Source organism: Nostoc sp. CHAB 5836 (assembly GCF_020829445.1).
In the GTDB taxonomy this organism is placed as follows: Bacteria; Cyanobacteriota; Cyanobacteriia; order Cyanobacteriales; family Nostocaceae; genus Nostoc.
The window spans coordinates 23,940-37,005 of record NZ_JAIVFV010000003.1 but is presented as its reverse complement, the minus strand read 5'-3'; the positions used below and the strand labels follow the sequence as shown (position 1 = coordinate 37,005).

Annotated in this window: 11 protein-coding genes; 3 read left to right on the top strand and 8 right to left on the bottom strand. The window is 40.3% G+C overall.

Annotation, left to right across the window (positions count from 1 at the left end):
• Nucleotides 1–96: 96 nt before the first annotated feature.
• Nucleotides 97–240 carry a hypothetical protein gene (locus LC605_RS01240; protein WP_229545766.1) on the top strand — a complete coding sequence of 48 codons (144 nt, stop codon included), beginning with the start codon at nucleotides 97–99 and terminating at the stop codon, nucleotides 238–240.
• Nucleotides 241–365: 125 nt separating this feature from the next.
• Here LC605_RS01240 and LC605_RS01235 read toward each other — a convergent pair whose 3' ends face one another.
• From LC605_RS01235 to fdxB, 7 genes are all read right to left on the bottom strand, one after another.
• On the bottom strand, nucleotides 366–875 hold the full coding sequence (locus tag LC605_RS01235) for an ArsC/Spx/MgsR family protein (protein ID WP_229545765.1): 510 nt from the start codon (nucleotides 873–875) through the stop codon (nucleotides 366–368).
• Between the two features lie 289 nt (nucleotides 876–1,164).
• Complete coding sequence (locus tag LC605_RS01230; protein ID WP_229545764.1) at nucleotides 1,165–1,776, bottom strand: cupin; 612 nt, start codon at nucleotides 1,774–1,776, stop codon at nucleotides 1,165–1,167.
• A gap of 209 nt (nucleotides 1,777–1,985) precedes the next feature.
• Nucleotides 1,986–2,471 carry a hypothetical protein gene (locus LC605_RS01225; protein WP_229545763.1) on the bottom strand — a complete coding sequence of 162 codons (486 nt, stop codon included), beginning with the start codon at nucleotides 2,469–2,471 and terminating at the stop codon, nucleotides 1,986–1,988.
• Between the two features lie 236 nt (nucleotides 2,472–2,707).
• Complete coding sequence (locus LC605_RS01220; RefSeq protein ID WP_229545762.1) at nucleotides 2,708–3,301, bottom strand: heme-copper oxidase subunit III; 594 nt, start codon at nucleotides 3,299–3,301, stop codon at nucleotides 2,708–2,710.
• A 205-nt stretch (nucleotides 3,302–3,506) separates the two neighbouring features.
• The gene (gene ctaD, locus LC605_RS01215) at nucleotides 3,507–5,198 is read right to left on the bottom strand and encodes a cytochrome c oxidase subunit I (RefSeq protein ID WP_229545811.1); all 1,692 of its coding nucleotides are present in this window, start codon (nucleotides 5,196–5,198) and stop codon (nucleotides 3,507–3,509) included.
• A 176-nt stretch (nucleotides 5,199–5,374) separates the two neighbouring features.
• Nucleotides 5,375–6,373 carry a cytochrome c oxidase subunit II gene (locus LC605_RS01210; protein ID WP_229545761.1) on the bottom strand — a complete coding sequence of 333 codons (999 nt, stop codon included), beginning with the start codon at nucleotides 6,371–6,373 and terminating at the stop codon, nucleotides 5,375–5,377.
• A gap of 473 nt (nucleotides 6,374–6,846) precedes the next feature.
• Complete coding sequence (fdxB, locus tag LC605_RS01205; protein WP_229545760.1) at nucleotides 6,847–7,140, bottom strand: ferredoxin III, nif-specific; 294 nt, start codon at nucleotides 7,138–7,140, stop codon at nucleotides 6,847–6,849.
• A 1,103-nt stretch (nucleotides 7,141–8,243) separates the two neighbouring features.
• Here fdxB and LC605_RS01200 point away from each other — a divergent pair.
• Nucleotides 8,244–9,839: a helix-turn-helix domain-containing protein gene (locus LC605_RS01200; protein WP_229545759.1), complete on the top strand. Its 1,596-nt coding sequence runs from the start codon at nucleotides 8,244–8,246 to the stop codon at nucleotides 9,837–9,839.
• A gap of 173 nt (nucleotides 9,840–10,012) precedes the next feature.
• Here LC605_RS01200 and LC605_RS01195 read toward each other — a convergent pair whose 3' ends face one another.
• The gene (locus LC605_RS01195; protein ID WP_229545758.1) at nucleotides 10,013–10,990 is read right to left on the bottom strand and encodes a sucrase ferredoxin; all 978 of its coding nucleotides are present in this window, start codon (nucleotides 10,988–10,990) and stop codon (nucleotides 10,013–10,015) included.
• A gap of 1,439 nt (nucleotides 10,991–12,429) precedes the next feature.
• Here LC605_RS01195 and LC605_RS01190 point away from each other — a divergent pair.
• The gene (locus LC605_RS01190) at nucleotides 12,430–13,044 is read left to right on the top strand and encodes a Uma2 family endonuclease (RefSeq protein WP_229545757.1); all 615 of its coding nucleotides are present in this window, start codon (nucleotides 12,430–12,432) and stop codon (nucleotides 13,042–13,044) included.
• Nucleotides 13,045–13,066: the final 22 nt, after the last annotated feature.

Genomic DNA, 13,066 nt, shown 5'->3' with positions numbered 1-13,066 from the left:
CCCCGCTTGCGGGGAGGGAATTAAAGGGTGGGGTGTGATGACTGTGGGAATCATAACTAATTATGCGGACATGATATCAGTCAAAACAATGGCATTGTGAATCGAAACAATGGCATTGTGAATCGAAACAATGCCATTGTGAATCAAAACAATGCCATTGTGAATCAAAACAATGGCATTGTGAATCAAAACAATGGCATTGTGAATCAAAACAATGCCATTACAGCAGGTTACTTTTAAATAGCATGGCAATTGAGAATCGCCATAACTAATAAAAATCCCACCTGTAAAAGCTACGCTTTGTTTCCCCTCCTTCCTTGCTCTTAAGGGTTGGGGGTGGGGTATTAGGGACTTTTGCAAAAAATCTAATGGCTACAGTTGCCTTGCTTTTGATGTTTTTCACTATGATGGTTACAGCCACCTTCCTTATGGTGTTGATGACTATGATCATTACCGTGTGAGCAGCCTTGCAAATTTTGCTTCATCAGGTTTTCGCTGATTTCTCGCAAGGATTCATCCACAGGCTTTAAGCCAATCCAAGCATCAATCTTTTCTACATCAAATCCTACCTCGCGGCGGTCGCCTATTTCTAATAAAGGACGGCGAATCAACAATGGATCTTCCAACATTAGCGTCAAGGCGCTTTGGGCATCGATTTTTTCAGGAACCACTTCACCAGATTTTACCTTTGGGGCGGAAGGATTAAACCATTGGGCTACGGGGCGATCGCCAAAGAATGAACGCAACCGTTCAACTGTCCAAGGTTCTGTTAGCAGGTTGTATGGTATCACCTCATGACCGGCAGCTGTGAGCAAAACTTTTTGCTTAGTACCACCTTTACAGCCTGGTTTGCTATAGAAAATTACCTTTGCCATTGCACTACCTCCTAATTACTCAATTGTTTGTAGTTGGCGCTTTAGCGCAAAGCACCAACTACGAACCGAAGAAATGAATCCCAATACTGCGCAGGTTTTGGCAAAAAAATAAAAAATGTGTAGGTTGGGGAGCCACTGCGTTGGGCGGGTTTCCCGACTTGAAGCACGTGGCGTTTGAGGAACGAAACCCAACCGAAGAGCGAGGTTTGTTGGGTTTCGCCTACGCTCAACCCAACCTACAAATATTAAAAACCTACGCAGTATTAAAATGAATCCTGACGATTCCTAATTAAAAATTCCTAGCCTTATGAGTAACTGAGTCAAACTCAAATCTCTCATTCGGATCAGTTTCGCCGTAAATGTTAAAAGTGACAGTTGGTTCATCACCCATTGCTTCTACACTGTGAATTGCATCGGGAGTCAAGCTAATAATATCCCCTGGAAATAGAGTTACCTCTCCCGTCGGTTCAATTTTGTCCTGAAAATCTGGGCTATGGGTGCGTCGCCAAAAAGTATTTTTTTCCTGACCTTTTAACACCGCCACTACTCCCCACGTCCCATGATTATGAATGGTTGATCGGGTTCCCGGTGCAAATGTTACTGTTTGCACAGTCAAGGGAAAACCCAATTCATCGTATAGGAGTAAAACAGAGGTTCCCGTTTTGAGCGAAGGCTCTAAATATTGACTTCGCACCCAGTAGGAATTTACTATCAAGCGCCTTACGAGCATCCGAATTTCTGGCAAACCACTGACTTCATCATCCACACTATTGAGAACATCTTCGACCTCAGTTAAAAACCGATAAACGCGATAATTTTCTCGCAATAAATCCCATGCTCTCACAGCTTTACAGGCTTGATACTGACCGTCCCCTGTTAGCAGCCAATCCCTACCTTTCATAACTTTTAAATTGATAGCTGAGAAGATTTGATGATCAAAAGCGGAGAGATGTTAGGAATATTACCTACAGGAGCTTTAGTAGGTATGGTAATAGCAGGAAAGATAGAGTTACTATTACTAGCTGCTCCCAATAGGGAGTAAGAGGAATATGATGTAGTAGATAACCAATTGTTCATGATTGTTCACCTTGATTTTTGATTGCTGACTAATTAATCATCTTCTTCTGGCGGACGTGTCAAAATATCCAGCAGAATTCCGGCACCAAAATCATTCTTTTCGTCTATCTGTTTGACTCTGGTACTGATTTCTTTTGCTTCCTCGATTGCTCCCAACTTTGCTAGTACTAATCCCGAAGCAGCATAAGCATTTAAGTACAGTCGAATTTGTGGGTCTTCTTGACGATTAACTAATATCGGCTTCAGCTGCTCCCACTCATCAGGGAATTTTTCTAGTTCTTTAATTTTATCTAATAATTTGACTGTTGTTTGGAATGCAAGAGAATAATTGTTCTTATAATAAAAAAATCTATACGCTGCTACCAAGACATCTGTATTATCACCAGTTTGGTCTAAAGCTTGTTGAATATATTTTTCTGATTCTGATGTGTTTTCCCAGGTTTGTGCAGCTAAAACTAATAGATTTTTAATGTCCTCTGGCACCTGGAACCATGAGAATTTGTTTGTATTAGTTTGCATAATGGGATCCTGGATAGTTAGGAGTTAGGAGTTAGGAGTTAGGAGTTAGGAGTCAATACACTTGGGTTAAGCATTTCCTCCTTCTCTTTCTCTCTGTGTTCTCTGCGCCTCTGTGGTTCGTAAAAAAAAGAGTTTCAGCCCTTTTGTGAACCGTATTGAGTTAGGAGTTAGGAGTTGGGAGTTGGGAGTTGTGAATTTTTAACTCCTCACTTCTCACTCCTCACTCCTAACTTTTGTTAAAACAAGGTGAGAACGTACACTAAGGTGAAAAGAACAATCCAAATAATGTCTACGAAGTGCCAGTAAATTTCTGTCATTTCGATGAAAGTATGATTGGTTGCAGAATATTCACCGGGAAGACGCGATCGCCACAATACACGTAATATCAATAACAATCCCACAAAAACGTGCAAACCGTGGAACCCTGTCATGATATAAAAGCAGTTGGCGAAGACGTTGGTAGTCAGTCCGTATCCTAATGTTGAGTACTCATAAACCTGACCACCTAAGAAAATTGCCCCCATGATTGCAGTAATTGCATACCATAGTTGCATTCCCTTGACATTATTCTTTTTAATCGCCGTATCACCGAAGTGAATCACGAAACTACTAGACACCAAAATAATGGTGTTAATCGTCGGTACAAGTAGTTCTACTTCACTTCCTTCTGGAGGCCAAACTGGTGTAATACCTCGAAAAAACAAATAGGTGGCAAAAAATCCTCCAAACATCAGGGATTCAGAGGCGAGGAACGTTAACAGTCCCCAAACTCTTAAATCTGGATTTTCTTCGTGTCCTGCACTGTGATCTTCGCTTGTAGCTATAGTCATAGATTTTTTGACAATATTATGCGCTGCGTCTGTTGTGGAAACTTGAATGAAGTCTTTTTTAAACGCAAAGGTACGCAAAGTAAACGCAAAGGTACGCAGAGTTTTACCTCAGTTCGTAGCAAATAGACTCAAATAAACTTTGCGTTCCTCTGCGCTTACCTCTGCGCCCCTTTGCGTTAAAACTCAAACCCTCAATTCCTCTCTACTAAACACTAGCTTCCGGTGTTGCAGATGGCTGTATTTGATTACTATGACCATGACCATAGTCATAAGGGCCATGAGTGACAACCGGCAATACTTCCCAGTTTTCAATTGCGGGTGGTGAGCTAGTTGTCCATTCTAAGGTCAAAGCTTGCCAAGGATTATCACCTGCCAAAGGCCCCTTCAGCCAACTGTAAATCATGTTGATCGCAAAGGGAATTACTGATATCGCCAAAACAAATGAACCAAAGGTACAAATTTGATTCAGGTCGATAAATTGAGGGTCATACATTGCCACTCGTCGGGGCATTCCTTTTAAACCCAATTCGTGCATGGGTAAAAAGGTGAGATTAGTGCCGATAAAGGTAAGGGCAAAATGAACACGTCCCCAGGTTTCATTCAGCATTCGTCCGGTCATTTTGGGGAACCAGTGATAAATGCCGGCGTAGATGCCAAATACGGAACCGCCAAACAGAACGTAGTGAAAATGTCCGACTACATAATAGGTGTCGTGGACGTGAACATCAAAGGGGGCTGTTCCCATTGTCACACCACTTAAGCCGCCCATAACAAACATGGACAATAAGCCAATGGCGAAAAGCATCGCTGTGGTGAAGCGGATTTTACCACCCCAGAGGGTAGCAACCCAAGCAAAAATCTTCACACCAGTGGGAACTGCAACGATGAGAGTGGAGATGGTGAAGAACATCCGCATCCAACCGGGTGTGCCACTGGTAAACATATGGTGTACCCAGACGAACAAACCGACAACGCAGATCGCTACACTAGAATAAGCGATCGCTTTATAACCGAAGATTGGCTTGCGAGAGTGAACTGGAATTACCTCCGACATGATGCCGAAGATGGGCAGAATCATTAAATATACTGCCGGGTGAGAATAAAACCAAAATAAGTGTTGATAAATTACAACGTTACCACCTGCATCTGGTTTAAAGAAGGAGGTGCCAAAGTTGAGGTCAAACAACAGCAGGATTAAACCGGCTGCTAATACAGGTGTGGAGAGAAGCGCCAGCAGGGAGGTTGCCAAGATTGCCCAGCAAAATAGGGGTACTTGATCCCATTTCATGCTAGGAACTTTCATCATCAAAATGGTGATCACAAAGTTCAGTGAACCCAAAATTGAAGAAGTTCCCACTAAGACGATGGCAAGTATCCACATAGTTTGAGCGATTGGCGCTGTCACCAAACTCAAAGGTGGGTAAGCTGTCCAACCAGATTGGGAACCGCCAAAAAAGAAACTACCTAAAATCAGCGCACCTGCTGGTGGATTTAACCAAAAGGCGATCGCATTCAGCTTCGGGAAAGCCATATCCCTAGCACCGACCATCAACGGCACCAAATAGTTACCAAATCCCCCAATGGCGCTAGGGACAATCCACAGGAAGATCATAATCGTCCCGTGATTAGTCATGAAAGCGTTATACAGATTGGGGTCGAGTAAGTCTGCATCTGGTGTTGCTAATTCGGCACGGATAGCAACAGCCATCAGTCCACCGATGAGATAGAACACAAAGGCGGTCACTAAGTATTGGATACCAATAACTTTGTGGTCAACATTAAATGTAAAATAGTCCTGCCATTTCCACGCCTTCGGATGAGAGGTGTGGGCAGCCACCAGAGTTTCTGGTTTATTTCCTTCTGGTGGAGTATTCCGGGGAAATTCTACCTGTGTCATATTTTTATCCTTTGTCTTTTTGTCCTTTGTCATTTGTCATTTGTCATTTGTCCCTTGTCATTTGTCTTTTGTCCTTTGTCAGTTACCAATAACTAATGACCAATGACCAATGACTAATGACCAATGACTAATGACTAATGACCAATGACCAATGACCAATGACCAATGACCAATAACTAATGACCAATGACTACTGACTCTAAAGTTGCTGCACTAATTCCCATATCATGGGTGTGGGGCGCGAGAAATTCTGATGTTGATAAGTCGGCTGGATTAATTGCAACGACTTGATTTAGGTTTTGTTGTTGAGCAATCTGGTTTTCTGTCCGCCAGCTATCATATTCTTCTGGTGTGTGGACAATTACCTGTGTCCGCATTGAACCGTGATAACCACCGCACAACTCAGCACAAACTACGGGATATGTACCTGGTTTGGTGGCAACAAATCGTAGTTCGGTGGGGATACCGGGAAGCGCATCTTGCTTCAGGCGGAAGTTTGGTACCCAAAATGAGTGAATTACGTCTTGTGCTGAAAGGTTGAGTTGCACATCAGCACCGACGGGAATGTGCAATTCCCCAGAGGTAATGCCACTATCAGGGTAATTAAATATCCAGGCGTACTGTATGCCTTTGACATCAACCACTAAGTCGGCTGGTTTGTTTAGAGTTTGAGGAGACGCGCCGATGCCAATTGTTGGGGCAATTGTCGGGGCAATTGTTGGGGCAGTTGTTGCTTCAGTATCGCTTAATGTCGCTGCAATTGCACTCCCCGGCATATGAGCAACATGAGCTGCTGAATGAGGATGACCAGCAGGCTCAAAGCCCCCCATTTGGTTAAAAACATCTACACTGTAGATGCCCAAACCGAGGACAATCACTGTGGGAATTGCTGTCCAAAAGATTTCTAAGGGAACGTTACCTTCTATTGGTAAACCATCGGTATCATCACCGCGACGGTGACGAAACTTCACCAAAAAAATCAGAATAGTTCCTTCTACCACTAAGAAGAGTGCGATCGCAATGGTAAACATGACGTTGAAAAAACCGTCTACCAAAGGCGCTTGTAACGATGCCTGTATCGGCATCAGAGTGTGGTTTTGACCAATCCAAATGCTGATTGCTGTAACTACTATCCCAGCAACCAGAGTCCATAGTGAAACAGGAATTTGTTGCATATATGCTACCTGCTTTGTAAACCGTCTGTAGAGGTGTTCTTTTCTGGGTTTAAGTATTGGGCATTGTTATCTATTCCCCATTCCCTATTCCCCATTTCCTTTTCACTTATTAACTTTCTAACGTGCAGCCATTAAAAAAGGGGGAAACTTCCAGATTTTTTTCCATATCTTTCCCCCAGAAAATTACAAATTATATTTCAACTCCTATGACAAAGTTAGCCCCCTGCTTTCAGAAAAGCTAGTTGTTCCAAGAGGGCACTGTTAGTCCTAATATTGATTAGGCTATATTAGCAGCAAGTTTAAATTTGTTAATAGTGAACAATTTACGATTTACGGATTTGTCTACTGTAAACTTTTTATTAGTTCCAGTAAATAGTTAGTATTCCCCTCAAGTTACCTTGCGTAGCACATTTGTGCTGATTACAAACAGTGCCTCCTTGAATGAACAACAGTTTTGACTAACTCCAAAAACCTTAATTGTTTAATACAACATGGGTGTAGCAATTCTTGGGACAAATCCGTGAACAAGCTTGACAACCAATACAATTCTCTGGAAAAGTAACTGCCATTACTTTCCGCTCAATTTCTTCATCATCTTCATCTTCCACAAATTCGCCTTCTTCATTGAGTGCCTTCAATCCAAGCACATTGTACCCGCATACTTTAATGCATCTGCCACAGCCGATACATTTGTCTTTGTCGATTTCCTGAGCGAATTTTGGTGTCCAAGCATTACCACCAAATGTCAATCCTGTTAGTTGCGCCATGAATAAATCCTCGGCTATTTTGCCTGTAAATATGTTTGTGCATTAATCATCATATTATCCTAATCTTTGATTGTTTTGTATTCAAAGCTTACTTTTATTTCATCAAGTTCCGATGACTTTGAACACAATTGCAGATTGTTTTTGATTTAAATTTATAGATGAAAATTATTGCCAATAATTCTGACAAATCTTTAGTATTACTCGTTCCCATGCAGAGCATTCATCAAGTCTCTGACTCAATATATAACTCAATACGGTTCACTTAATCTTTTTTTACGAACCACAGAGGCGCAGAGAACACAGAGAGAAGGAGAAGGAGGAAATGCTTAACCCAAGTGTATTGATATATAACTGGAGACAGCAACCCACCATTAGCAATTTTCATGCAGAGTATAAATAAAAGGTTGATAATTCCAAATGTGTATATAGCGGTTTTCCACAATAGTAATGATATTCTTTTTCAAATATTTTTAAGTTTAGGCAAATAATTTCATGTGGACAGTATACATATATACCAATACAGATGTTCATCAGTTACATTTTGATATATGCAATATGTATTTTAGAAAGCAACAATTTTCAATTTAGTTTAATTCAAATATTTAGATAAATGGTGAGAAGATAAATATTATGTTTTCATCTAAACCAACAGAATTAATTTATAAAGGAACTGTAAAGTTTATGGCAGAATATTATCATGCATTAAATATTAAAATTATTAACAAATCAGATGAAGTTCAATTGTAAAAGGCTGAAATATTCCTGAAAAAGACTTCGCATAAGGTTTGATGGTCAAAGCGAAAATGTTCATGAAGTACGTAATTAAATAAATGTTAAGATTTTTGCTTAAGCTCGGTACGAACAAAATAATCATTTTTTTCATGAAATGTATAGTTAATAAGAAGTTTTATTTGGCTAAGTTTACAAGCTTTAAATAGCTTCCAATTTAATGGAAAGTTAAATATGGATGTGGGGATTAAATGTGGTGAGAAAAGATTATTCTCGCCAGAAAAATAATGTGGTAGCGAGTCATGAATAAACAGGACTCATCCAGGGGAGACCTGAGATAGACATCTCAACGATTAGAGTGGGAAAAGAGCCAAATGCCTTATACAATTCCTAACAACAGTTGCGTTGGATGTGACAACTGCCGCCCCCAATGTCCTACGGGTGCAATCAAAATAGAGGACAATGAATACTGGGTTGATCCTGGTCTTTGTAATAATTGTGAGGGCTATTATTCAGAACCGCAATGTGTAATAGCTTGTCCAACTAATTCTCCTATTCCTTGGCAGGCGAAAAAAGGGAGATGCAAAGTTGAACCGAGAGATGCTAGTAGCTTAGACTTGTTTTCTAACGGTAAGAATAACCCATTTGCTTCAGCGATCGCAATTTGGGAAGCTTGTAATGTACTAGCACAACGCACATCCCTACATTGGGAAACTGATAAACAGGGTTATCTATGTTACAGCCGACAAGTCAATCAAGGTCGGGGTGCGATCGCATTTCACATCCAAGATCCATTTAAAGTGAACGACAAGGCCACAGATATAGCAGCAATTGAGGGGCTTGACATCAGAGCCGCTTGCATACATTTAATTTTTGCAGCTTATGCTACAGCCTTAGATCAACCTTGGGAGCAAGAATTTGCGATCGATGAGCGACAAATCGAGAAATATTTGGGGATGGAGAAACGCAAAGACTTAAGCAAAGCTGCCAAACTAGCTTTAATGAAAAATATTGTCCAGCAAGCTTGCTCCCTAATTATCTCCATTGACTGGCCCCAACAAGGTAGAATTAACGGATTCTCAGTTACAGGAAGCCGCTTATGGCACTTAGTAGATATTCAGCACCACTTTCAAGAAGACAATCTTGGATGCAAATATCTTATTGGGCTAACTTTTAAAGTAAAAGCAGGGATTTGGGCAGAATATTTCTTAAACAAACAAGCGTGTAAAGAGCGAACCGCATTCTATCAATATGGCAGTCTCCCAAAAACACTCTTAACCGCAGTTATGAGTATTTGGCAGCAACATGAAGGCGCTGTGCGACTAATGCTGTGGTTGCTATTTAAAACCAAAATGGGCAAAGAACAACGTATTACCATTCCTACCTTACTGCGTATTGCTTACGGTGAAGAAAAAGTCGCCCTTGCATCCAGACAACGGGAAGAACGCAAACGTCTGCTGCGAACTTTTGAAAGCGATTTAGAAATTCTCAATCACTATGGAATGAAACCACTTTTCGATCCAGTTACCTACCCACCAGAAACTCAACCTTTGTGGGCAAAATTAGTTGATCTTCCCGAAGATCCAGATGAAGCATTAGAATTTTGGACTAATGACGGTGGTGCTGAAACTCGCCTCACAGACACAGGCCCCCGTGGTAAATGGAATCTGCTAATGAATGCGCGGATTTTGGCTTTTGAACTCCCACCAGAATGGGAACAGCAAATCTCAGAATCAGAAAAAAAGAAAACAAGAACTGCCAAAGCCAAAAGGAAGCCCAAAGCTACAAACGATTTGCTAGGTGAACAGATTTTGCAAGCGCGAAAAAATTTGAATCTCTCCCAAAGAGAATTAGCAAAACTCACAGGTAAAAGCCAAAGCTGGATTCGAGATATTGAAAATGGTCGTTTAAAAGCCAAATTAGAAGACCAAATACTATTAAGAAAAGTCTTAAATATGGCTTCATCTTGATTCGGAATTTAAACGCAGAGGAACGCAGAGGCAAGCGCAAAGTAACGCAGAGTTTTGCTAAATTTAGTTCACTACGAATTAATCAAGTCTTGTATTTAGTATAACGCTGCACAAAATCGTAATAAAATCTGCGCTTCCCTTTGCGTCCCTTTGCGTTGAAAAACTCTCCTCTTTTACCTACTATAACTCATCACTTTACTAGAGGTAATCCAAAGACTACCTACAGCATATTTAGTAACTACCAACTCCCTTGTAGCATTGCATGAACTCTTGAGTTGTTGAGTCTTGGTTTCATCTTTTACAAGTTTAGCCTGGTAAGTGTTGAGACAACCAGAAGGTTGTTCAAAACTTAGTTCAGCTAGGATAGTTTTATTGTCTAAACTTTGCTCTAAAATTTTGCCTGTAACTTTGTAGTTAAACCAATCCCATCCTTTACAGAGAATTAGTTCTCTTTCCAAAACCTGAAGTGCAGTAGGCAGAATTCCCCAGCCTCGATAGACTTGATGTAAGCATTGAATATCGCCACTACGAGTTAAAATCGATCTAAATGAATCTTGATCAAGACGACCGTAGTATCTTCCTTCTGGCAAATCTATGACCGTTGGTGCAAACCGATGTCCACCAAAGTGCGATGATTTCCAAATTCGCACATTATCTAAGCACAAATCAGCATTATTCGCTGTCACCTGGAAGTAAAAAGGAGCGCCATATCTCGCGCAACACTTATCATGGCTACCGTGGGTACAAACTAAAATATCTCTAGTTGTGCTAGTTTCTGCCTCAAAATTAGAACTGATACCCCATATCCATTTTTGGACAACTCCTGCTACTTGCTCAATATTTGCTAGCTTAAACTCTTGCTTGTGATATCCATTACTTAGCCCCTCTTGTTTTTGATAAATCAAAAGCGTAGTGTGGTTTACTTTGTGTGATACATCATTAGCAATTAAGAGGAATCTGATCGGTAGTTTAGCACGCTTCACTTCCTCTAACAAAATCCTCAAATTCTGAGGCACCCATTTGGAATCAAAAGCTTCTGATGTCCAGGGTAAAGGACACTCAACTAAAATATAAGTTTGATAATTAGTGGCGCTACCAATAACATCTTCTCCTATTTGCCGTGAATCGTCAGAACAAAAAAAAGTATTCATCTCGCTGTACTCATTAGCGTATTTTATGGACAAAAGGTATTACAAAATACAATTGTGTTCTTAGCTACAATATCCTTGGCTAAAGGAGATAAAAAAGAACAATATTCATTTCCCAGTTAAAACTAGGTAGCCACTTTATAACATCATGATTGATCGAGGTCTTTCCGGTTAATAAATTCTCCACAATAAAGATAAACAGTGTCAAGATAGATTTTTCCGTATGAGTCGCGTTAATTTTGTATCTAGTTTTATTGTTATTTGGTATTTCAGAAATTTTCATTTACTGAAACTCGGCTTTTCTGAACTTGGTTTCTTTAGCAAAATCAAAGATATGAAAGCTGGTATATAGACGCAAAGCGACTTGGACAGTTACCGACAATTAACTTGCTTACAATATCGATGTAGCTGATACTACAATCAGAAATACTCCTAGTAATAACCCTGACAATTCAGGTCATCTGGAAAACCTCACTTCTATTTCTCTCTTCCTTTAAGGAGAGAGACTTTGATTTTCTCCCTTAGAGCATCGGGAAGGGGGTTAGGGGGTTAGGTTTTTGGTGGACTTTTCCACATAACCTGAATTGTCAGGTAATAACCTAGTTGTTTAAAGTTTTGCTGAAATTATCTACATAGCTACTTACAAATCCTGTTTTTACACATAAAAATATAATTTTGTGCGGCTCTTGTGAGAAACATATTCCTAAAGGTAGATGCGGAAATATTTAAAAAACACTCATCGCTTTGGTAAGCCATACTGTTTTAAGACTTCTTCCACACTATCTGCTTTTAATGTATTTATCGATGTAGACATAATGCAAATAATTCTCAATTAGCTGATAAAAAAATAAAAACAATTAAATCAGGGGTAAATGCTTTACTGCCCCGTACTTCATAATCGATAAGTTAATAGTCAAAACCGATGACTAATTATTAGCAGCGTCACTGATATCAATATTAACAAATTTGATATTCAGCGTTTTACCTAGTCTAACTTCCTGAAGCTCATGTCAGGGTTTGATGATAGGCGTCTGCTTTGACTGTAGCTGAAGTCAATAACAAATGCAAGTATTTAAGAATCTTTCTGACTTCTTTACATCTAGGACGTTGCTTACATCAAGGTGAACAGGCATTGCATAGTTGAGATATAGGACTAGTATTTGATTTTTGAAATACACGTAGGGGAGCCAGTCGTTTCGTGAAGCAGTCCGGTCTTCTCCCTTGGCGGTAGCCTCTCCCCTTGAGAGAAGGGGAGAGGCTTTAGCGCATGGGGGTTCCCCCCATGAGGAACTGCCTTCATGGTTTCCCGACTTGAGCGAACTGGCGTTGTGTTAGCGCAGAAAGTACGGCACCATTGCAAGCTTTTAGTGCCTTAAGATTGAATTATTCCAACGTAAATTGTGAATATTTTGAGAAAGTAAAACAGATGTGGAGGTAAGATTATGACCCAAGCCTTGCCCAAATTACTCACCTTCAATGAATTTAGCGACTGGTATCCTAACGATGGTAAACGCTATGAATTGCACCAGGGAGTAATTGTTGAAATGCCACCCCCAAGAGGATCGCATGAAAAAGTTGTAGGATTTATAGCCCGTAAGCTCACTGTCGAGTTTGATCGCTTGAACCTTTCCTACACCATACCCAAAACCGCATTAGTCAAAACTCCTACTGCCGAATCCGCTTATTCGCCTGATGTGTTACTGCTAAATCTTGATAATCTCGACAATGAACCGCTTTTTCAAAAACAGTCAACAGTAAGCCTTGCAGCATCGGTTCCAATAGTTATTGAAGTTGTTTCAACTAACTGGCGAGATGATTACTACAATAAATTTAGGGATTATGAGGAAATGGGTATTCCTGAATATTGGATTGCTGATTATGCTGCATTGGGTGCAAGAAAGTTTATCGGCAATCCTAAGCAACCGACTATTTTCGTATGCAAATTAGTTGATGATGAATATCAAATGATGCCGTTTCAAGGCAACACCACAATTTCATCACCTACCTTTCCCCAATTAAATTTAACCGCGCAACAGATTTTTGATGCGGCTAACTAACCCACATCTTGCCATAATTTAT